Source organism: Paenibacillus sp. J31R109 (genome assembly GCF_059692055.1).
On record NZ_JCAUAR010000010.1, the window covers coordinates 1 to 21,324 of the forward strand.

The window sequence follows — 21,324 nt, forward strand, 5'->3', positions numbered from 1 at the left end:
TGTTACTCACCCGTCCGCCGCTAGCTTGTCCCGAAGGACAAACCCGCTCGACTTGCATGTATTAGGCACGCCGCCAGCGTTCGTCCTGAGCCAGGATCAAACTCTCCATAAAGGTACCCAAAAAAGTGACGCTATCCTCCGAAGAGAATTCCGATTACTTTTCCGGGGCCCAAATTCAAGCTGACTTGCTCATTTGAAGCTAGCGAGATTTTGCAATCTCTTTTATAGTCGATTACTCGACTGTGCTTACTCACTCGTTGTTCAGTTTTCAAAGATCAATTTCTTTCGCTTCATTCCCGCCTCAACCTCAAGGCCGGAATTACAATATAGCATATTCACCCAAACAGATGCAAGCTTTATTTTTACAAATTTCGATAAAATTTGCAGCCCGTTTTGGCCGGAACCGTAATATACCACGGGCATTTGGATAATGCAACACCTTTTTAAAAAGAATATCGATTTAACTCTTGCTGCACAAGTTCTTGCTCAAATTGCTCTTTCAATGAATCATTGCTTGGCGAAATCGATAGGCCCATTTCTCTGAACTCACGAATCAGATTTTGAATCTCATGAAAGTTTTCTTGCTGCACATATTGCTCTGTCTGATTAATAACATGGAACGCCATGGCTTGATAAGCATCTGTAAAGCTTTCGTCAACTCCCTCTGCTCCTCGGTAGTCAGCATAGTACCTTTTAAAAGTATCCATCAAACTTTCTTCCATCTAAATCCACTCCTCTCAAGATATCGCATAGTCTCTCACTTCACTTTCCAAATTATACAATTAAATTAGAACAAGCCCCCTGCATGAAGCAAGGAGCTCGTTTGTTTGAATCTAACCTTTTTATCTATCTCTATTAGAAGTGCGAACTTTTTATCTCTATTTAACGTCAATTGTTGTAACGGATTGATTTTGACCTTTAAGCTGAATCAGGTGACCAGCAGAGAAATTAGCCAAATTACCTGTCAAAGCGAAAGTGGAAGCCACAGTATATGTAGTCGATTGATCAACGCCATTGATATTTTGTGTGATCGTGATTGTTGCAATTTTACCTTGCGCGTTAATTGTTGTTGAAGTCAAAGTGCCCAACACATCGAATGTAGCATTCACTGGAGCATTGCCTGTTACTTCTACAAACACAACTGTGTTGTTAAATGTACGTACTTTTACTGTATCGCCAACAGCGATTTGAGTAACAGGTACTTTCACGCCGTTACGCAAAACGAAGGCATCTGGGTGCAATGTATACGTTGTTGTTGTGCCATTTTTAGTTAGGGAAAGAACATTGTTGTACACAGCTGCGTTGACAGTTCCTGTGCTTGTATTTTGATCTTCACCAGGTAGTTGCTCGTTTGTACGATCAAGAAGAGCTGCCAATTGAGCACGAGTTACATTTTGATTTGGACGGAATGTGTTGTCTTCAAATCCATCAACTAAGCCTTTATCAACGGCTACTTTCACATAACCAACAGATCCAGCTGGAATTTGCTTAGCATCTTTAAATGTAAGTTGGCTAGTCATGTTTGCTTTTGCTTCCGCTTCTAATTTCAATGCTTTCACGAGAAGTGTCGTTGCCCATAGACGGTTTGCTTCTTCATTTGGACGAACGCTGTCATCGCTTTCTGTGAATAGGTCATTCTCAAGAGCTACAGCCACATAACCAACTGCCCATGCTGGAACTTTGTCTGCATCTTTAAAGTTCAATTTCGTGGATTTTTCAGCATCGGATTCTGCTTGCTCACGCAAACCCATCAAACGAACAGCTGCTGTAATCGCTTCAATACGAGTTACGGTTTTCTCAGGTTTGAAGCTACCATCTTCATATCCTTCGAAAACACGTTTGGATGCTAGGCTTGCAATATAACGCATTGCCCATTGTGCATTCTTCATATCGTTGAAGTTGATGTTAATTGTAATGTTTGTATTTCCTTTGGAGTTATTAGAGTTATTCGATTTATTGTCATATTTTTGAGAGTAGTTGTTGTTATTTCCTTTGTTGCCGTGATCATCGTTTTTGCTGCCATTTGCAAATGCGGCAGTTCCGCCACCAGCAACCATAGTTAGTACAAGACCTGTAGCTACGAATTTTTTCATTAGGTTTTTTTTCATTTTAAAATCTCTCCCTTAGTCATGTTATGGTTTATACATAAGATGGAGCCTTCGCGAAGGGTTCCTGGTTATGCTACAAGGATTCGCCAATGCTTGTCATTTTTTGGGGGTGTTGTTTGTAAATCTTTCAAAATCAATTCTCAAAGTCTATTAAATCCACCTTGAAACTGCTAAACTGAACCATATAGTCTAACGCTAAAGGAGCTTATGTATGCGCTTACGAAACCCGCGAGTTCAACTCGTTATTGCTCTGGCTGTACTTCTAATCATTGGATCAGCCTACTCTCTCGGCAAAGTTTGGTTTAAGCAAGGAAGCATGAACGTGACTGCAGTAGTGGCTCCATCTGTAACACATCCTACTACGCCACAAGTAAGTGATGTACCGACACCTGTACCTACCCAAGAAACGAAAACAGAGAGCAAGACCACATATCCAACCGAAAACGTTGATGTCGTCGTTATTGGGAGTGAGCTCGAAGGACTATACTTGGCGCGAGCGGCCATGGATGAAGGCCTCAAGGTGAAAATATTAGACCCTCACCAAGCCTTTGGTGGTCAAATTCTGCAAAGTCAGATGCTGTTTCTTGACGAAACACGCGATGAACAAGGTCATTTACTTGTACAAGGCCGCGCCAAAGAACTTTTTGACGGCTTCCGTAATGCTAAAATTCGTAAGTTGCCTGAGTTTACTACTTATATGAATAAACTGAGTAAGGACATCCCGATCGAGTCAGGGATTACCATTCAAGATGTTGAACAGATCCAAACACCTGACCTTATGCACAAAATTCCATCTCTCCTATATAAAACGAATACAAATGAAATTAAGAAAATCACAGCCTCCTATTGGGTAGACAACAGTGATTTTGCCGCACTAATCAGCCGTTTAGATGCCAAGCGCTTACCTGGACTTGAAAAGTTCTACGGTCAAAAAGAAATTGAGTACATGAGTGCGGGTATGATGATGAAATTTAAACACGTGGATTGGCATAAATTCAATACGACCTTTAACGCATTAACACCTGAGGACAGATCCAAGCAATTTGGCGGTGGAAGTGTCAGCGATAGCTTCGCAATTGGACTTAGCGGGATGACAAAGGCTTACCATCCTTCTAATGATCGTGTTTTCCTAAGAGGATTAAATGCCGTGAATCAACGTGATGGTGACGTCCTCATTAACGCGTTGCTCGTATATACGGTGGATCCTGCAAAGCCAGAGTCCATTCAAGAAGCTGTTACTTTAGGAAATAAAGAAACGGCGCTCATTTTGCAGCATTTTCGGAAAACCTTACCTGGGTGGGAAAAAGCTGAATTGGGCGAACTTCCAACCTATCCCTATGTACGTGAGTATAACCATTACGAAATGGACTACACGTTGAAGCCATCTGATCTCCTCGGCGGCGCCATGTTCTGGGACAATGTGAGTATTGGCGGCTATCCCCTCGATTTACAAGGAACAAGTGCGAACAAATGGGGAATTGAGATGGGACGTCCTGATAAGTATGGCATGCCACTACGCAGCTTTTTACTGAAAAATTATGATAATGTCATCGCCGCTGGAAAAAATGTAGGTTCGTCAGCCATTGCTTATGGAAGTACACGTATTCAGCCAAACACGAGTCTGGCCGCTGAATCCATTGGTGTTATCCTAGGCCAGCTTCATGGAAAGAGTAAACTGCGAGAAATTACACCAGAAGAAATGACGAAACTCCAAGCGTACTTAGCGACGCGTTATCAAATTAAACTGACAGGCGTAACGGCGACGAATAAGATTACAGGTTGGAACGAAGAGGAAATTCGTAAACTTGATACGGGTGAGATTACTTATCCGAGCTACATTCAAACACGTAAGAAGACAACCGTTAAATAAGAATCAGATCGTAGTGACCGTGCTCTCGTTCGTGCAACGAGCAAGCACGGTTTTTTATTTTGAAATAAGGATTGAAAGCTAATCAGCATGCGTATACAATAAGTCATATACTTATAATTACTTAATATCACTTAAGTGAAGGAGGTGAATTCCCCTTGTTTCAAGAAGAACGACTTATCTCCATCCTTGAATACTTAAAATCAAATAAGCGTATCTCCGTGGATCTGATCTGTGAGCTCTATGAAGTCTCACGCGATACCGCTAGGCGAGATATGGTCAAACTAGAGGAGCAAGGCTCCATCGTTCGTACAAGAGGCGGAGCTATTCTTCCTACCCTTTATAAAGAAGTGGGCAATTATGATCAGCGACTCCAAGAAGAGTCCTCTTCTAAACTAACGATTGGAAAAACAGCTGCAACCCTTGTTCAAGATGGCGATTACCTGATGATGGATGCATCGACTACGGTCCTACACGCCGCCACTGCCTTAACCTCCAAGAACAACATTGTCATCACGAGTTCGATTGAAACAGCTGCTATCCTCACCCGTAAGGAAGGTATTACGATTCATATGCTTGGCGGTGTCCTAGATACTAAACACCATGGCGTTTACGGGGCTAAGGCGATTGAAATGTTAAAAGAATATCACGTTGATAAGCTGTTTATTGGTACGTGTGGTATTTCTGAGACTGGGCTGTCCGCCCCCAATGAAGAGGATTGCTACTTGGTAAGAGCGATGATGCAGCATGCAGATCAAGTGATTGTACTCGCGGACCATTCCAAATTCGGCAAGCGCTTGTTCCATCATGTCGTTGGATTTGAAAACATCGATATGCTTGTGACCGACCAAGCGCTTAGCGAGGAAATGAAAGAACGTTTATTTGCCAGTGAAGTGGAAATTGTACTTGCAGGAGGAGAAGACCAACATGATTAAACTTATCGTTAGCGATCTGGACGGCACATTGCTTGACCATCATAAGAAAGTAACTGAACGCGAACTAAATGCCCTACGCCAAGCAAAAGAAGCCGGCATCACACTTTGTCTAGCTTCAGGCAGAATGAATATGGAAATGCAAAAGGTACTTCAAGACATCCAACATCAAGGCCATTCTGTTTCCCAAAATGGTGCCTTTATCCACTTAGTGGATGGGACACTTCTGCAAGCAAAACTATTTGAGCCTTCCATCGCTCATCAAGTCTTTCAGAAGCTCAAAGCTTACGACGTGGTAAAGCTAATTTGTACCGGAGATGCCAATATCATCGAAAGCATAAGCCCGGCGTCCGACGAGATTCAAGCGAGAATGTTTGAACCTTTCCTTTTGAAAAGCGAGATTGAGCAGTCCTTGAAGGATGCATTCCCGATCTGCAAATTCTCTCTTTTTGGGCGCGTAGACGTATTACTAGAAATTAAGAAAGTACTAGAAAAAGAACTGCCTGATCAACTGGACATTTATTTGGCGGATAAAGATTGTCTCGACATCATGCCACATCAGGTTTCTAAAGGTACCTCTATATTGACTCTAATCGCACATTTAGGCTTCAAGCCTGAGGAAGTCGCATGTTTTGGAGACTCCTTTAATGATGTGTCCATGTTCGGCATTACACCGCATAGCTTTGCCATGCATACGGCTCATGCCGATGTGAAAAAGCAAGCCGCTTACACGGTGAATTCCGTATCCGAAGCCATAGCCCATGTATTTGCTTTCAATGAAAAGAAGACGACGGAACATGAAGGCAGTACTGTACTATGAGAAGACTGTTATTCATGGGCTGCTTATCCTACTTACTAACAGGCAGTACACACGTAATCTTTGGCGCGGTGCTTCCTGAACTACTAGCCCATTATGGACGTAGCTATAGTGGCGGTGGTATGCTGGTCTTTTTACAATTTGGAGGTTTTATGTTAGGCGTGCTTGCAATGCCAGCACTCATTCGTCGCATCAGTCGTAGAAGTACAATTACAATGGCATTTAGCTTATTGTTTATTGCCATGCTCGCTATTGGATTACTGCCACCTTGGCCCATGGTGATTGGGTTGACCATCCTTGCAGGCATCTCCTTCGGTCTTGTGGAATCCAGCATAAGCACATTCGTTCTCACGGCAGCCAAAGATCAACAAGCCGTTGCCTTTAGCAAGCTTGAAGTTTACTTTGGACTAGGCGCCTTAGTTATGCCGCTAGTAGCCAGTTTACTTATCGCAAACGGCGTATGGAAACATGCGTTCGTTTTACTTAGTATAAGCGCATTAGTCACTGGAATCATTTGGTCCAAACTTTCCTTAGGTGAGCATGATGAATTACTTGCACATAAAGCCGACCGTACACAGAAAGCGGAGCGTATTCCCGTTTTATCTAAAAAATCACTCCTGTTTCTTTTCTTACTTATGACCGTTTTCTTCTTATATTGCGGTATGGAAAATACGATCGTTAATTTCTTACCCTCCATTTTTAAAGATCAGCTAAATGCATCAAGCTCTATCGCTTCACTTGGTGTTACCGCTTATTGGCTAACCATGGTGATTGGACGTGTATTTGCAGGTGTACTTGCGGAAAAGATTACGTATTTAAAATATTTAGTCTTCTCGTTTGCCTTAAGCGTGCTTACCGTAGTCGTTTGGCTATTTAGCACGAATTTATGGAGTAGCTTTGCCGTTATCCTCTTGCTTGGATTATTCATGTCCGGTATGTTCGCCGTTGCGCTTATCTACGCCAATCAACTATTGCCAGGGCGTACAGAACAAACAACGAGCGCATTGATCGCCGCAGGCGGTTTAGGTGGCGCCATCCTGCCGCTGGGTGTTGGTTGGGGCATGGATCACTTCCATGTAGGCGTCTCGATCTGGTTTGTTCTCATCAGTATGTGTGTGGTGTTCGGTATTATTATGTACACACGTAGATGGCAGGCACCAGTGATGCGTGTACAGCAGGATGATGTTGTTACTTCCTAAACGAAAAACCCTTCAGATCCACTTGGTGGACTTGAAGGGTTTTTCGCTTTACTGGAATGGTTTAAGCTGGATAAGTATCGACTTATCCTCGAATACCACATTCTTGATCCCAATTAATTTGGGCAAATGGGATTGAAGCGGAATTTCAACTGGCGCTAATTGAAGCCATGAACTCGGCAACTGCCAATTCTTGATCTGTGTATTCACATGTTGAATGACCAAATTAGGCGGTTCCCAACTTAAAGTAAATAGCGCGTGAGCACCAATGGGGATCCGCTCTTGCCACCTTACATTAACATCTGCCTCAACCAAAGAACCCTGCAGATTCAGCGTAGCGCCTTCCATGCGAAAGTCATGTGGCAGTTGGGTATGCGACGCTAATTGTTTTTTGAGCAATTGATTGACATCCTCTTCCGAAAGCCGGACTTCCAGCTTGCGGGAAAGGATCATTTCTGCAATTTTGTTGCTAATGGATATCTCTTTATACTGCAGATCAAGCGACTCTGTTGGTTTCACATACTGAATGACGATGACTAGCATCACCGCGGCGATGACAGCCAGAGTCAAGATAGCAAACATTAATTTCTTCAGCATGCTTTACACCCCGCAGATTATGAATAAGCTAAGCTTCCATACGAAGCATGCTATTCTTCTTTATTCTGCTGCTTCTCTTTCAACCAGCGCGGAGCGCCCTTGCTCTTGCGATCGCGCTCGCGTTGTGCTTTGCTGACGGCCTTGCCTGCGGCAGCCGTCTTCCCTTGCGCTGCCGGCTTCGCCGGAGCAGCGCCCTGCTGGCCGCGCGCGTCTGGCGCCGCGGCACTAACACGCACCGCGCCCGCTGGCGCGGCAGCATCACGCGCGCCGGCGGAGCCGCTGCGCGAAGGAGCTGCGCCGCTCGGGCGCGCGGCTTCACGGCGGCTGCGCATCGTAGCCGCACTGCGATCTTGGGCCGGGTCAACTAACCGGCCCTCGTACATAGCCTTCGGCTCAATCGTGATGCCGAGCTGCTTCTCGAATTTTTCGATGATGAAGAGTTCCTTCGAAGTCACGATAGAAATCGACGTCCCTTCACGACCCATCCGGCCTGTCCGACCTACACGGTGAAGGTAATACTCCGCATTCGTCGCTACATCCAAATGGAACACATGCGTGACTCCTTCAATATCGAGCCCTCGAGCAGCCACATCCGTTGCCAGCAATAATTGGAATTTCCCATCGCGGAAATTACCCATGACTTTGGCACGATCCTGCTTGCTGGCTTCTCCATAAAGAGCTTCAACCGAAAGACCTACATATTGAAGCTTGCCAACGACTTGTGCAATATCGTCGGTTACATTAATGAAGACAATCGCGGAAGTTGGCTTAATCATCCGAACGAGTCTTCGGAGTGTGTCGATTTTTTCGCGTTCCTGACACACCACATAGTGATGCTCTAAGGTTTCAGCCGTACGCTGGGAGGGGTTAATTTTGATAATTACCGGATCCTTTAACCATCTTCCTGCCGCCTGCTCTGTACTTGGCGGAATTGTCGCCGAGACAAAAACCATTTGACTAGTACGAAGCATCCCCTTAAGTACCGCTTCTACATCCTGCATGGACCCAAGTTCAAATACTTGGTCAACTTCATCGACAATGCCGATTTTCACATGATGCAGTGTAAGCTTACGTACCTTCATCAACTCAAGCAAACGTCCAGGTGTTCCAACAACGATATGTGGGTGTAAACGCAGCTTTTCGATCTGTCTCGCAACAGCCGCTCCACCGATTAAAGATTGCGAACGAATAGGTCCCCCACTCGTCAGCTTCTCAATTTCTTGCATGATTTGCATGCCCAGCTCTCGTGTTGGGACCACAACCATGACTTGCAATTGTTTCTGAGTTGCATCAATCCGCTCTAGGGCTGGCAATAGATAAGCTAGTGTTTTCCCTGTTCCTGTCTGGGATTGAATAATCGCATCTTTTCCTTGCAGCAGAACGGGAATCCCTTCCGCTTGAATCGGCGTTGGCTCACCTATCCCTAATTCTTGTAATTTATCTAAATATGTCTGTGCAATCTGCAGCTCTTCAAAACTTGTGCTCAACGCTAAATACCCCTTTTCTCTTCCAACCTCATGCCCATATTATATGCTAGAGTGCCCCAGCAAACAAATATATGCCCATATCCCTCTATTGATCAGAGCCCCACTCCTTCAAAAACTTCTGCTTAATCGCATCGCGCGCGCGAAAAAGCCGCTGTCTCACAACACCTTCGGTCACGCAGAGTTCACTCGCCATATCCTTGTATGATAAATTATGGATCCATTTCATGGCGATAATCTGTCTATAAGCAGGATTAAGTTGATTGATATAAGCGATAACAGCCTCTCGCATCACCTTCATTTCAACCTCTATATCTGGAGCTGCCGAATATTCCGAAGTAGGGGCTGACTCTTTTAGTGAAAACAAGATTTCCGTTTCAAGCTCATCTCGGTTACGTTTATGTTTACGCAAATGATTTAAAGTTACGTTACGGGTAAGTCTTTTGAGCCAACTCTCATATTTATCAATCTCTGTTAATAACGGGGCTTTGTGAACGGCACGAAGAAAGGACTCCTGGATAATATCTTCCACAGCCGCGTGATCTCTCAAAATAAAGTTAATCATCGGATAAACGAGCAAGTAAAATTCTTTATAAATTTGCTCCTGCATGCTCTTATCTAATGTGTTAAAGTCGCTGTTAAATATCTCTCTCAGTGACTTCATCGTGTTCCCTCCTAGCCTACAGGTAAAAAGACCCAAAATGTATCTACCTTATTTTAGGATAAAAAGGGGGAGTAAACAATCGTTCTGGTAAAATTAACGGAAAAATTTACCTTCGTGTCACGAGAACTGCTTTTTGACAGCGTCAACTTCATCTATTAAACTAATATTTAACTAAAAGTGTTACAACTACCTATTTCCATCCGAAGGGATGAAGTCAATGAATACGGATTTCGAAAACGATTTTAACACGTTGGTTGCCAAAACAGCCGAGCTTATTACCGGTGATTCGTCGCCAGAAATGATCGAGAAAATCAAAATATGGGCTTTCTTCAACCATGTTCATAAGGCTTTACCTGCACTCGCATCGCATTGGAATCAATCTCATCCTGAAGCGAAGGCTGAGATGCGAAAGATTTTTGAGGAAATTCGTGCTCTCAATCAAGCGAAACAAGCAGCGAAGCCCGATCAAGCAGATACGTAGCATATGCAGAAAAAAAAGCGACCCCAATCATCCGACTGGGAGCCGCTTTATTTTTTATTCATAATACCTGTAGCTAGTTTGTTGAATAGTCGAGGAAACATATGAAACAATTTGACTCCAGCGCCTGCTACAAAAGGCAGGTTCTTCTCAGGAATGTTTTTCTCTACGGCATGAATAAGTTCTTTAACAACTTTTTCCGGCTTCAGCATAAACCATGCAATGTTCTTCACATAGTTACCACTCGGGTCCGCTTTGTCGAAAAATGGTGTCGCAATAGGGCCAGGGTTAATCGCTGTTACCACTACGCCCGTTCTCGCGAGTTCCATTCGCAAACTATTCGTAAAGCCAAGGACAGCATGCTTCGTTGCGGAATAGGCAGTTGATTTGGCAGAGCCGATTTTCCCCGCCATCGACGCAATATTAACGATATGCCCATTACCTGCGGTCAACATATGCGGGAGAACAGCTTTCGTACATCTTACGAGCCCAAGGTAGTTCACATCCATCATCTCTTCAAAATGAGCAAGAGGCGCCTCAACAAAAGCTTCGAATATGCCATAACCGGCATTGTTAATCAGTATATCAATACGCCCAAATTCAGCGATAATTCGACTCACAACTTCATTAACCTCATCTGTCTTCGTAACATCCATGGCGTAGACGGCATGCCGTCCTTTCAAGCTGGAAGCAATTTGTTGCAGTTGATCTGTACGCCGTGCCGTTAATACAGGAATAGCACCCTTAGCTGCAAATTGTTGAGCCATTAATGCCCCAATCCCACTTGATGCACCTGTAATTAAGACGACCTTGTTCTTAATGTCCAACCTGTTCCGCTCCCTCCAACGCATAAAAAAAAGGAGTTACCATGATCTAGGTACTCCGTACGTTTCTTACTTATATTACGTAATTATTACTTGAATGTCTAGTTCACCAATGCCATCCATAATTAATGGAATCGTTAATGCTTTCTTCGGCACAAATCCTGCTGCCGTAGCAGATTGGACCAACTTCGGTGGCGTGATGTCTACCCGTACGCCTTGATTAAAGAGCATCGTGCTCGCATTCCCACTGATCATATTGCCTAGTTCCGAAATGGCACTCTTTCCCATTTCATCCATCTCCGTGACAACGAATCCACCCATCATGGCAGATACCATTTTCAAAGCAACATCTTCAGCTAAGCCAAAGACCACATCGCCTTCCATTTGCCCAGTCATCCCGATTTGGATCCAGATATAATTTTCCACAAATTTGACGTCTTTAATGCCGAGCTGCCCAGTTGTTGGACGAATGTTAGCAACTTGCTCGATGACGATTCTAGCCGACTCCAAAAAGGGATTAATGTACTCAGCCTTCATAGCTCCGCTCCGATCTCATTTGCGAATAAGTTCCACAGAAAAACGACCTTTTTCAACATTATACATAAAATTTTAGGACAAGTATACTGTCAATTTAACAAAAATAGTTCTAACTACTCAGATACATACCCCCACTTCAACCTTCATACTTAAATTGTCGAAGCCTGTAATTGCCAGAAATGAAATTATTTAAGGAGATTAACATTGGTAAATTATACAATATATTAGCTATATCTGTTAAACTATTAAAATAATCTCGAAAAGGAGAGCTGACAGTCAATGACGATGAACCCCCCTCCTGCAAGTGCGCGTAAATTATCGAAGTACTTCGTATGTATCGTAGTGCTCTTCGGTGTAGATTTATTTGGATTACAACAACTATCTTTTTTTCAAAATAACCGTCTGGCAAGCATTTCTCTTGATTGCAGCGTATTCGTCGTATTCATGATACTTCTCTTATTCATAATCAAGTTACTCCAACAACGTGAAAATACGATTTCAGAAACATCTGAGCGATATAAATCACTATTTGATAACCATCCTGATTCCATCATTTCTTTCAGCTTGGATGGTGATATCCTGTCTTCCAATCATGGACTTGAAAGCCTTCTTGGTTTGGGAGAGGAATCGTCAAAATCCGCCTCTTTTCTCCCTATGATTCACCCGCCTGATCTACTCAAAACATTGCACCATTTTCAAGTGGCCTCTGAAGGAATGCCCCAGAACTTTGATGCTTCTTTCTTACATCAGAATGGATTTCCTATCCCTTCTAATGTAACTTTTGTTCCGACGAAGGTGGGAAACCAAATCGTTGGGGTTTATGCTATTCTCAAAGACTTGACGGAAATAAGAGAACAGAAGAAAGAAATTGATAAGCTGTACAAACAAAATCAACTCATTCTAAACTCGGTTTCAGAAGGCATTTATGGCATTGACACGAATGGACGAACTATTTTTTGGAATAAAGCAGCAGAAGCGATCACGGGTTGGAAAGTAGACGAAATGCTTGGAAGGCGAATACATAATGTAATACGTCCTGTTCATCTCGATGGTACCTTCGTAATTCCCGAGGAAAACGCGACAGTCAATACAATGCTTCAACGAGAAGGTTCGGTTCTTAATAAAGATGTATTTTGGAAAAAGGATGGGGCTAGCTTCCCCGTTGAATATATGTCTAGCCCTATGCTCGATGGCGGCGGTCAGCTTCTTGGTACCGTTATTACATTCAACGACATTACGGAATTGAAGAAAACGCAGGAATTATTAATAAAATCTGATAAACTATCAGCTGTAGGACAATTGGCTGCCGGTGTCGCACATGAAATCCGCAATCCACTGACCGCCTTAAAAGGATTCCTCAAGCTGCTCACAACGAGCACTTCAAAGGAGCAATACTACATTGAAATTATGCAAAAGGAACTTCAGCGTATAGAATTTATTGTGAATGAGTTTTTGTTTGTTTCCAAACCACAGGCTACCCACTTCGTTACTAGCACGCTACACACGATTATCATGAGCACGGTCGAATTACTTCAGCCTCAAGCATTACTCAGTAACATTGAAATTGAGACAGAGGTTGACGCTGGACTTCCGCCAGTTACTTGTGATGTGAATCAAGTTAAACAGGTCTTTATTAATATTATGAAAAATGCTATAGAGTCCATGTCGCAAGGCGGCAACCTGCGCATTTATGCTGAATTGAAAGGCACGGGGGATCACATCATCGTCCGCTTCGTGGATCAGGGGTGCGGCATCGCACCTGAACGCCTCCCTAAACTTGGGGAACCTTTCTATAGCACGAAAGAAAAAGGAACTGGACTCGGCTTAATGGTTTGTTATCGCATCATTGAAGCGCATGGGGGGTTCATGAAAATAAGCAGTAAACTTACGGAGGGGACGATCGTTGAGATTACTCTACCGACTACAACTTACCTATCTAAAGGAGCAGCAACAGGATGAACGGATTTCTGATCGATCTCGATGGAACACTTTACAGAGGACATGAGCCCATCCCTGGTGCCGCAGCTTTCCTGGCATGGCTGCACCAGGAGCAATTGCCTTACTTATTGGTGACGAACAATTCGTCCCGCACCCCAGAGCAGGTAGCCGAGCATCTGCAAGCGCTCGGCATTGAAGTGCCCGCAGCCGCCGTCTACACCTCATCGCAGGCGGCTGTGAAGTACTTGACCGAGCAGCACGCAGGTCATCGCGTGCACATGATCGGCGAAGACGGCTTGCGGATCGCACTGGACGCAGCCGGCTTCGCCCTAGATGAGACGACGCCGGACTACGTCGTCCAAGGCATTGATCGCAGCTTCACCTATGGGAAGCTGACGGAAGCGGTCCGCCTGCTGAAGCATGGCGCGACCTATGTTTTAACCAATCCCGACCGGCTGCTGCCGTCGGATGGAGGGCTTATGCCAGGGGCAGGCACCCTGGCCGCTGCGATCACCGCCGCCTCCGGCGTGGAGCCGGTGGTGATCGGTAAGCCTTCGCCGATCATTATGGCGTATGCCATTGAGCGGCTCGGTCTGCCTGCCGCCGATGTCTGGGTCATCGGCGATAATGTGCACACCGACATCCGCGGAGGCGCGATGGCGGGGTGCCGCACGGCACTTGTGCTGACTGGCGTCGCCACGCCAGACAATGTGCACGAGCAGCTGGCGTCGGCTGGCTTGACGCCGGACTTGGTCTGCGCGGATTTGCCGGATTTCATAGCGCAGCTGAATGCGTTAGCTGCATCGGGCAAATAAGCGATGGCTATAGCTGCTCTTCCGGGCTTAATATAGAAGAAAACCTGCGAATGTGCAGGTTTTTTCTTCGTTTTACTCCTGTAACAGCCAAATTCCTGCGAATGTGCATCCTTTTATCCTCAACTTGCGATTTCAAGAGGAATTGACTAAGAAAGCCTGCAGATTCGCAGCCTTTTCCATCACTTCATGATCTACCTAACCGTATCCCTCTAATTAAACAAAACAGTCCAACTAGAATGATAAAACCTGTCGACCATGCAAAGGTAAAGTCATTCTTATAAACCATGAAAGCACCCAGACAAATTAAAACAATTCCCATCACTATATTATATAATTTCATGATGTCTCCTTTGTTCAATAGCAGTATAGTAGTTATCCTAACAATAATGCCTTATAAAATCAAAAACCGCACTACCTTGTTCATCAAGGCAGTGCGGTTCTTCTTTGCACGCTTTCGTTTTATCCCTTACTCAATCCGGTCCCAATCCACATCAAGCTCCGAATTCCGCTCCTGCAACCGCCCCTCGCGGGCATCACGTTGCAACGCTTCTAGCCACTTTAACTCGGTAAAAGCACGCTTATAGCTCCCGACCATCATCTGCAAGACGACGCGTGGAACAATGTTGATATGCTCGTGGTATAGGCTTTTCATCTTGTTCATAATCATTTTCTGTTCCAAAATTTTATGTTCAAGAATATCCGCAATTTTGGCTTGGTCGCCATGAACGGTAAACGGCAGAGCGACATAGAGAGGATGATAATGCTTAATCTCCTCATGCAATTGATGGGACAATAGTTCTTGAAACTTTCGCTTACCCGCTTCTGTGATTTGATAAATGGTCTTCTCGGGCCGATTCGTATCCCGCACGACTTCTAGTGCCTCTACAAGCCCCTCTTTATGCAGCTGATCCATTGCATAGTAGAGCGAGCCATCCTGCAGCTTCATATAATTCGTCATGCCGCGTTCTTTCATCGTTTGGCGAATCTCATAGGTATGCCGATTGGCTTCCATTAATAGTCCGAGAATGACCAGCTTCATCGACATATGTGTAAACCTCCTAGTGTCCTACTGGTACATCTCCTTTAACAGGCGCTTTGCCAACTTCTAGTTTAGCATTTCCCATTAATAAAATGAACGCAAGACCTAGTACAGCTAACACGATCGTGGTTTGGAAGACGACAGCAATGGAATCTGCCAACGCCGCCAGCAGTTTATGCAAGACTTCCGTTGGTATATTCGCCCTCACTTCAGGTTGAAGCAGCATACGCGCATCGTGAAACTTTTCCGCCATCGCTGGATCATTGAGTGAAGTGGTGATGTTGTCTTTCAATGCATTTACTTGAATACTACCGAATATCGCAACCCCGATGGCAGAACCAACGGAACGAAAGAATGCAACTAAGGAGGTTACCGTACCTCGGCGACGGAAATCAACTTTGTGAAGTGCAGACATGGATGTAATTGGGAAACAAGCGCCAATCCCCAGCCCTAGAATAATCATATAGGTTGTAATAACCCATCGCTCGGAATCTATGGAAATGCCGCCAAGCAGCGATGTCGCTACAAGCAGAAGTGCCACAGAGACAAGCAGTACATTCCGGTAAGAGAATTTACCGATAAATCTTCCACCTAACGCGCTACTTACGACAACACCAAGCATCATAGGCGTTAATGTCGAGCCAGCAGATGTTGCAGATCCTTCGAATACACCTTGAATAAACAAAGGAATATACGTACCCGCGGAGATCAGCACAGCTCCATAAGCAAAGCTTACGCCCATACTTGAAGTAAACAAACGGTTTTTGAACAAATCAAGCGGGACAATGGGCTCTGCTGCATGTTTCTCAATGAGAAGAAAACCAGCAAGCAGGACAACAAAACCAGCGAATAAACCAATAATCAGCATGGAATCCCACGCATACTCTTTTCCGCCAAACTCTAATGCGAACATTAATGAAACAATAGCAGCCGTTAAAACAACCGTTCCAGACCAATCAATTTTAGCCTTACTATGTTCCACCTTCTCGTGGTAGAAGAAAATAATCATTAGCAGTGAAATAATACCTAACGGCAAATTGATAAAGAAAATCCATTCCCAAGTAACATGATCTGTGAAATAAGCACCAATAATAGGACCAAGTACGCTGGATAATCCGAAGACAGCTCCGAACAAGCCTTGCATTTTCCCCCGCTTCTCTGGAGGGAAAATATCAAAAATAATAGCAAAGGTAATCGGCATCAAAGCACCGCCACCTATCCCTTGAATAGCGCGGTAAATGATCAACTGCGTCATCGATGATGCTGTTCCACACAGGGCAGATCCAATCATGAAGACGACGATTCCGATAATGAAAAATAATTTACGGCCATACATATCGGATAATTTACCGAATATCGGCATCGCCGCCACATTGGCAATCAGATAGGCCGAGAATACCCAGACGAATTGGCTGAAGCCGCCTAGCTTGGATACAATCGTCGGCATCGCCGTAGATACAATCGTTTGATCCAAAGATGCCAACAAGAGTCCTAGCATCAAGCCCACAACCGTCCAGGTCGGATTTGATTTACGTGTCAAAGACATACAGTGAGTCTCCTCAATTCTTATTTTAATTACATCAATTATTATATTCAAATTTGAGTAATTTGCAATTGAAAATTCGGGTTATAACCTACTCTCCTTCGCTACCTTATGCACCATTCTCCACATTTATCCTGCCATGTTGCCTAGTTAGCACTTCCTATCATATAATAAAGTAAGAAAAGGTTTTTATTCCCTTTACAATTTCGATAAATTTTATTTGTACCTTAGGCACCCTAAATCTAACTTGCAGGAGGTAATCTCATGAATATGAACCAGTTAGAAACCCTGCTCACGATTTCCAAGACGATGAGCTTCCGTAAAGCTGGTGAAATTCTAAACTTGACCCAACCTGCCGTTTCCGCGCAAATAAAAAGTCTTGAGGATGAATTCGGTACGATTCTGATCGATCGTAATCAGCCGGTCACTTTAACGGATAGTGGAAAACTTTTCTTAGAACATGCAGAGAAAATATTGCGGATCACGAGTGACCTGAAACAGCGTCTTTCCGATCTTAGCCAAACACCACAAGGCCATATCCATATTGGCACTACAACTTCCATTGCCATGCAGATATTACCCAGGGTCCTCTCCTATTTCCAAGATCAATTCCCGCTGATCAAAACAACGATTCATTCCATGACTTCATCTCAGATCATGACATCCGTGGAAAATGGTCATATCGATATTGGGATCACGTATTTGTTTGAGAAAAATCCAGCACTGGAGACGTCCGTGCTTTACTATGATAATTTTGAACTCATCGTCTCCACGCACCATCCTCTTAGCCGTTTCACTCATTTATCGATCGAAAAACTTAGAAACATTCCGTTTATCATGCTTTCCCCAGAAACTGCGGGTCGACGTTTCGTCGATCAAATCTTCAAGTCCTATGATGTCTCGCCTCATATCGTCATGGAGTTGTCTAGCAGTGAGGAAGTGAAGCGCATGGTGGAGTTAAATCTGGGTGTTGCGATCATTTCCAAAATGTCTGTTGCTGATGAACTGCGACATGGCTCATTGAAGATGGTAAAAGTGAACGAATTGGATATTACCCATCCCGTAGGTGTAGTATATAAGTCAGGACGATACCTGAATTCTGCTATGCAACAATTTCTTCGCGATCTCAAAGGAATGCCTGAAACACAATTTATTGGTTCAGAATAGTTTACTTTTTAGGAGGACTTGCTGTGAAATTTGACCTACATACGCATCATGAGCGGTGCGGACATGCGCAAGATACTATACGTGACTATATTGAGGCTGCCATTGCAGCTGGCCTGCACGTCATTGGCATCTCGGATCACTCCCCATACTTTGGAAGCTCCGAAGATCGTGCACAACCTGCCATCGCGATGGCAAAAAGTGAATTTCCTCGCTATATCGAGGAAGTGCTTCAGCTTAAAGAAGAATATGCAAGCAAAATCAATGTACTGCTAGGTGTAGAGTCGGATTATTTCCCAGAACATGTGGACATATATAAGCAAGAATATGCCAAGTATCCGTTCGATTACATTATTGGCTCTGTTCATCTCTCCGGTGGGGTAAGTATCTTCAATCGCAACAGATGGAAGAAGTTGAACGCAGCGGAGCACGTTGAGCACAAGGAAGAGTATTACCGCCTCATTGCTGAATCCGCGCGATCCGGTATGTTTCAAATTCTTGGGCATATCGATGCCATGAAGGGTTTCTACCCTGCCTTTTCCGATATTGCAACGCCAAAGGTCGATGAGACACTGAAAATTATTGGTGAATCCGGCGTAGCTATCGAAATCAATACGTCAGGCAAAACAAAAGATGTCGGCGGCTGGTACCCTTCACACGAAATTCTAGCGCGTGCGCTCCATTATGGTGTTGAGGTTACTTTCGGATCTGACGCCCATATCCCTAGTCGGGTAGCTGACGATTGGGAAGAAGTACAGAAAACCTTGAAAGAAATTGGATTCAAGCAGTGGGTCTATTTCGAAAAGAAACAGAAACAGATCGTCGCGCTGTAGCGGACTTTTCTTCAATAAATCAAAGCGGTGCTCCCAACAGGGGGCACCGCTTTTTTTGTTTCCTATTTTTATATATCATAGGTAGGAACAGTCTTCTCGCCTAAGAAAGCTAATTTCTCATCTAATCCTTTACAGAATATAGCTTGCAGCTGCTCTGGTCCCATCGGTTTATGAAAATAAAACCCTTGGATTTGATAACAGCCATTCGCCACTAGGAATTCCACTTGCTCTTCCGTTTCGACGCCCTCTGCAATGATTTGCAGCTGAAAGGCATTCGCAACAGAAATGATTGCTTTAATCATGGCCCGATCCTTGATGTCGGTTTGAATACCGCGGACAAATGACTGATCCAGTTTAATTTTCGTGACGGGGAACCTTTTCAAATAGCTGAGAGACGAGTAATGGGTACCGAAATCGTCAACGGAAATGGAGATACCTAGCTCGCGAAGTGTATAAAGTACGCCCATCTTCTCATCTAGCATAGCAACATTCTCGGTAATCTCCATCTCTAGGTAGCGTGCTTCCAGTCCCGTCTCTTCCAATATGGCCATAACCTTATCCACAAAGTGTACGTCATTTAACTGCTTAACAGAAATGTTAACGGATATCATCTGCGGAACATCTTGCAGGCTATGCCACGCTTTCATCTGCTCGCATGCGCCGCGCAGCACCCATTCACCAATAACATCGATAAGCCCTAGCTCTTCGGCTAATGGAATAAAATCAGCTGGTGAGATGTATCCCTTTGTCGTATGATTCCAGCGCAAAAGTGCTTCTGCACCAATGATTGTCCCTTGCAAGCAATCGATCTGCGGCTGATAGACAATTTCGAGTTCGTTACGCTCCAGTGACTGGCGAAGATGACTCTCCATTTCCAGCTTCGAGATGGAGTGCATCTCCATCTGTTGATTGAAGAAACAGAAGGAACTTCCGCTTTCTTTTTTAGCCATATACATCGCGATATCCGCGTTCTTTAACAAAGCATCCCAAGTTGTGCCGCCATGCGGATACTGTACGATACCTATACTTGCATTAATAAAGAAAGCGCGATTCTCAAGTAGGCAAGGCGGTTTCAAGATCGCAATAAGTTGACCGCAAATTGCCTGAATATCCTGCTCAGTAGGACTGTTCTCTAACATAATGGCAAATTCATCCCCACCAAATCTAGCAAAGGTATGGTAAGCCAAATTAGATTGCTGAATGCGGTAGACAACCTCCTGCAGCATATGATCGCCCATGTGATGTCCGTGGGAATCGTTAACCATTTTGAAATTATCAAGATCAAAGAATAGGACGACTAACGAGGTGCCTCTCTTCTCATTGTATGTAATCTGCTCTTTCAGCATCATTTGAAAATGTGCGCGATTATGTATACCTGTCAGTACATCGTGGTAAGCCATGTAGGACAACATTTGCTCTGATTCCTGCATCCGTTTCGTAGACTCTTGCAACTCCTGCTGGCCTGCAATCAACTCCTCATTGGCTGCGGTCAAATCTTCATTCGCAATCTGCAACTCTTGTGTTCGTTCATCAACAGCTTGACCCAATCGATCCCTTTGGCGAATCATATTTATAAAGAAGAATAAGCCTAGAAGCAAAACAAGAAGTATTGCACAACGAGTAACTAGAATCTGATTATTAATTGCTTGGATGGCATGCACGGGAGGTGTCGCCGCTAACTCCCATTGTGTATCCCGAAGATCAATTACTGAGATCAAAGGCGACTGATCGAAGGTAGCATTTTCCCCATAAAAAGCAGTCATACCCAATCTTCGAATAGCCATCCTCGGACCCTCAGGAGTCTCATCTTCAATCCCTGATTCGCTGAGTAATTCGTCTACGTTAATTGCGACCGATACGAAGCCCCAGAAAACCCCATCTTGAAAAAGTGCTTTACGAGCTACCAAGCCTTGCATGCCTTGAAGTAACGTAAAGGGGCCATCCGTTGTCATTTTCTTTGATTGTAAACCCACTTGAACTTGTGCTTGTACATGAGCCCGAGGATCCTTGAGTAGATCCCAATTCATAATATCTTCGTTTCCTTTGAAGGGATAGACGTATTTCATAACCCCATGTGGTGCAATCACCACATTCAAAGCGGACGCCTGTGAACCTGCATACAAAGCTTCGATGTAAGCATGAATTTCTCCATCACTTTTATCTTGCAAATAGCTGGCACTTACATAAGCTTCAAGACTAACCATCAAATTAAAGTTGCGATTAATGACAGACTGCAGGGCGACCGCTTTAGCGGACAATTGAGCCCTCTCTGTGCTTTGCAATTCATTAAGCAGCGATGTTTTATAGGTGGTAAGAACCGATTCAGATGAAGTAAAGAGAAGGACAAAGATGAGGAATAGGAAGGTATACTGTAATTTGTTCATAGGTCTCTCCTCCCATATTGAATTAGAACAAAAGACACGATTCGACATTTCTCTTTATTATTTCATCTTCACTCCCTTACTGGCAATATATTTATTTGCTGCCC

General features: G+C 44.2%; 19 protein-coding genes and 1 rRNA gene. 9 read left to right on the forward strand and 11 right to left on the reverse strand.

Going from position 1 to position 21,324, the window contains the following annotated elements; all coding sequences use genetic code 11:
• The 3 genes from AC58QT_RS22480 to AC58QT_RS22490 all read right to left on the reverse strand — a co-directional run.
• Window positions 1-112 (reverse strand): 16S ribosomal RNA (locus AC58QT_RS22480); the annotation flags it as partial.
• 331 nt (window positions 113-443) lie between these two features.
• Window positions 444-722, reverse strand: coding sequence for a hypothetical protein (locus AC58QT_RS22485; protein WP_310502291.1), 279 nt, complete (start codon window positions 720-722; stop codon window positions 444-446).
• 156 nt (window positions 723-878) lie between these two features.
• Entirely contained in the window at window positions 879-2,108 is a 1,230-nt protein-coding gene (locus tag AC58QT_RS22490; protein WP_497410997.1) for an S-layer homology domain-containing protein, read from the reverse strand.
• 211 nt (window positions 2,109-2,319) lie between these two features.
• Between AC58QT_RS22490 and AC58QT_RS22495 the strand changes: the two genes are divergently transcribed.
• The 4 genes from AC58QT_RS22495 to AC58QT_RS22510 all read left to right on the forward strand — a co-directional run bounded on the left by AC58QT_RS22495 (window position 2,320) and on the right by AC58QT_RS22510 (window position 6,923).
• Window positions 2,320-3,978, forward strand: a complete 1,659-nt coding sequence (locus AC58QT_RS22495; RefSeq protein ID WP_497410998.1) for an FAD-dependent oxidoreductase — start codon at window positions 2,320-2,322, stop codon at window positions 3,976-3,978.
• A gap of 155 nt (window positions 3,979-4,133) precedes the next feature.
• Entirely contained in the window at window positions 4,134-4,910 is a 777-nt protein-coding gene (locus tag AC58QT_RS22500; protein ID WP_497410999.1) for a DeoR/GlpR family DNA-binding transcription regulator, read from the forward strand.
• Window positions 4,903-5,727 (forward strand): HAD family hydrolase, encoded by an 825-nt coding sequence (locus tag AC58QT_RS22505; RefSeq protein WP_497411000.1) that lies wholly within the window; start codon window positions 4,903-4,905, stop codon window positions 5,725-5,727. Before AC58QT_RS22500 ends, AC58QT_RS22505 begins: the two co-directional genes overlap by 8 nt.
• Window positions 5,724-6,923: an MFS transporter gene (locus tag AC58QT_RS22510; protein ID WP_497411001.1), complete on the forward strand. Its 1,200-nt coding sequence runs from the start codon at window positions 5,724-5,726 to the stop codon at window positions 6,921-6,923. The genes AC58QT_RS22505 and AC58QT_RS22510 overlap by 4 nt, the downstream gene beginning before the upstream one ends.
• Window positions 6,924-6,971: 48 nt before the next feature.
• Here AC58QT_RS22510 and AC58QT_RS22515 read toward each other — a convergent pair whose 3' ends face one another.
• From AC58QT_RS22515 to AC58QT_RS22525, 3 genes are all read right to left on the reverse strand, one after another.
• On the reverse strand, window positions 6,972-7,517 hold the full coding sequence (locus AC58QT_RS22515; RefSeq protein ID WP_497411002.1) for a hypothetical protein: 546 nt from the start codon (window positions 7,515-7,517) through the stop codon (window positions 6,972-6,974).
• Window positions 7,518-7,567: 50 nt separating this feature from the next.
• A complete protein-coding gene (locus AC58QT_RS22520; RefSeq protein WP_497411003.1) occupies window positions 7,568-9,004 on the reverse strand; it encodes a DEAD/DEAH box helicase in 1,437 nt (478 codons plus the stop codon).
• An 85-nt stretch (window positions 9,005-9,089) separates the two neighbouring features.
• The gene (locus tag AC58QT_RS22525; RefSeq protein ID WP_310502299.1) at window positions 9,090-9,665 is read right to left on the reverse strand and encodes an RNA polymerase sigma factor; all 576 of its coding nucleotides are present in this window, start codon (window positions 9,663-9,665) and stop codon (window positions 9,090-9,092) included.
• A 217-nt stretch (window positions 9,666-9,882) separates the two neighbouring features.
• Here AC58QT_RS22525 and AC58QT_RS22530 point away from each other — a divergent pair, with 217 nt between their 5' ends.
• Window positions 9,883-10,146: a DUF2573 family protein gene (locus tag AC58QT_RS22530; RefSeq protein ID WP_497411004.1), complete on the forward strand. Its 264-nt coding sequence runs from the start codon at window positions 9,883-9,885 to the stop codon at window positions 10,144-10,146.
• Between the two features lie 47 nt (window positions 10,147-10,193).
• Here AC58QT_RS22530 and AC58QT_RS22535 read toward each other — a convergent pair whose 3' ends face one another.
• Complete coding sequence (locus tag AC58QT_RS22535) at window positions 10,194-10,970, reverse strand: SDR family NAD(P)-dependent oxidoreductase (RefSeq protein WP_497411005.1); 777 nt, start codon at window positions 10,968-10,970, stop codon at window positions 10,194-10,196.
• A 75-nt stretch (window positions 10,971-11,045) separates the two neighbouring features.
• Entirely contained in the window at window positions 11,046-11,504 is a 459-nt protein-coding gene (locus tag AC58QT_RS22540) for a chemotaxis protein CheX (RefSeq protein ID WP_310502302.1), read from the reverse strand.
• Between the two features lie 279 nt (window positions 11,505-11,783).
• Between AC58QT_RS22540 and AC58QT_RS22545 the strand changes: the two genes are divergently transcribed.
• Both AC58QT_RS22545 and AC58QT_RS22550 read left to right on the forward strand, forming a co-directional pair.
• Window positions 11,784-13,463, forward strand: coding sequence for a PAS domain-containing sensor histidine kinase (locus AC58QT_RS22545; protein WP_497411006.1), 1,680 nt, complete (start codon window positions 11,784-11,786; stop codon window positions 13,461-13,463).
• Window positions 13,460-14,257, forward strand: coding sequence for a TIGR01457 family HAD-type hydrolase (locus AC58QT_RS22550; protein WP_497411007.1), 798 nt, complete (start codon window positions 13,460-13,462; stop codon window positions 14,255-14,257). The genes AC58QT_RS22545 and AC58QT_RS22550 overlap by 4 nt, the downstream gene beginning before the upstream one ends.
• Window positions 14,258-14,723: 466 nt before the next feature.
• Here AC58QT_RS22550 and AC58QT_RS22555 read toward each other — a convergent pair whose 3' ends face one another.
• On the reverse strand, window positions 14,724-15,302 hold the full coding sequence (locus AC58QT_RS22555) for a PadR family transcriptional regulator (RefSeq protein ID WP_497411008.1): 579 nt from the start codon (window positions 15,300-15,302) through the stop codon (window positions 14,724-14,726).
• 13 nt (window positions 15,303-15,315) lie between these two features.
• On the reverse strand, window positions 15,316-16,842 hold the full coding sequence (locus AC58QT_RS22560; protein ID WP_310502306.1) for an MDR family MFS transporter: 1,527 nt from the start codon (window positions 16,840-16,842) through the stop codon (window positions 15,316-15,318).
• A gap of 261 nt (window positions 16,843-17,103) precedes the next feature.
• Between AC58QT_RS22560 and AC58QT_RS22565 the strand changes: the two genes are divergently transcribed.
• Entirely contained in the window at window positions 17,104-18,006 is a 903-nt protein-coding gene (locus AC58QT_RS22565) for a LysR family transcriptional regulator (RefSeq protein WP_056613689.1), read from the forward strand.
• A 23-nt stretch (window positions 18,007-18,029) separates the two neighbouring features.
• Window positions 18,030-18,836 carry a histidinol-phosphatase gene (locus AC58QT_RS22570; RefSeq protein WP_497411009.1) on the forward strand — a complete coding sequence of 269 codons (807 nt, stop codon included), beginning with the start codon at window positions 18,030-18,032 and terminating at the stop codon, window positions 18,834-18,836.
• A gap of 68 nt (window positions 18,837-18,904) precedes the next feature.
• Here the strand turns inward: AC58QT_RS22570 and AC58QT_RS22575 are convergent, their stop codons facing one another.
• On the reverse strand, window positions 18,905-21,220 hold the full coding sequence (locus AC58QT_RS22575; protein WP_497411010.1) for a bifunctional diguanylate cyclase/phosphodiesterase: 2,316 nt from the start codon (window positions 21,218-21,220) through the stop codon (window positions 18,905-18,907).
• Window positions 21,221-21,324 lie beyond the last annotated feature (104 nt).

Coding starts and splice junctions, on each gene's coding strand:
- AC58QT_RS22485 (WP_310502291.1), bottom strand. CDS start 722: ATGGAAGAAAGTTTGATGGATACTTTTAAAAGGTACTATGCTGACTAC.
- AC58QT_RS22490 (WP_497410997.1), bottom strand. CDS start 2,108: ATGAAAAAAAACCTAATGAAAAAATTCGTAGCTACAGGTCTTGTACTA.
- AC58QT_RS22495 (WP_497410998.1), top strand. CDS start 2,320: ATGCGCTTACGAAACCCGCGAGTTCAACTCGTTATTGCTCTGGCTGTA.
- AC58QT_RS22505 (WP_497411000.1), top strand. CDS start 4,903: ATGATTAAACTTATCGTTAGCGATCTGGACGGCACATTGCTTGACCAT.
- AC58QT_RS22510 (WP_497411001.1), top strand. CDS start 5,724: ATGAGAAGACTGTTATTCATGGGCTGCTTATCCTACTTACTAACAGGC.
- AC58QT_RS22515 (WP_497411002.1), bottom strand. CDS start 7,517: ATGCTGAAGAAATTAATGTTTGCTATCTTGACTCTGGCTGTCATCGCC.
- AC58QT_RS22525 (WP_310502299.1), bottom strand. CDS start 9,665: ATGAAGTCACTGAGAGAGATATTTAACAGCGACTTTAACACATTAGAT.
- AC58QT_RS22530 (WP_497411004.1), top strand. CDS start 9,883: ATGAATACGGATTTCGAAAACGATTTTAACACGTTGGTTGCCAAAACA.
- AC58QT_RS22540 (WP_310502302.1), bottom strand. CDS start 11,504: ATGAAGGCTGAGTACATTAATCCCTTTTTGGAGTCGGCTAGAATCGTC.
- AC58QT_RS22545 (WP_497411006.1), top strand. CDS start 11,784: ATGACGATGAACCCCCCTCCTGCAAGTGCGCGTAAATTATCGAAGTAC.
- AC58QT_RS22550 (WP_497411007.1), top strand. CDS start 13,460: ATGAACGGATTTCTGATCGATCTCGATGGAACACTTTACAGAGGACAT.
- AC58QT_RS22555 (WP_497411008.1), bottom strand. CDS start 15,302: ATGTCGATGAAGCTGGTCATTCTCGGACTATTAATGGAAGCCAATCGG.
- AC58QT_RS22560 (WP_310502306.1), bottom strand. CDS start 16,842: ATGTCTTTGACACGTAAATCAAATCCGACCTGGACGGTTGTGGGCTTG.
- AC58QT_RS22565 (WP_056613689.1), top strand. CDS start 17,104: ATGAATATGAACCAGTTAGAAACCCTGCTCACGATTTCCAAGACGATG.
- AC58QT_RS22575 (WP_497411010.1), bottom strand. CDS start 21,220: ATGAACAAATTACAGTATACCTTCCTATTCCTCATCTTTGTCCTTCTC.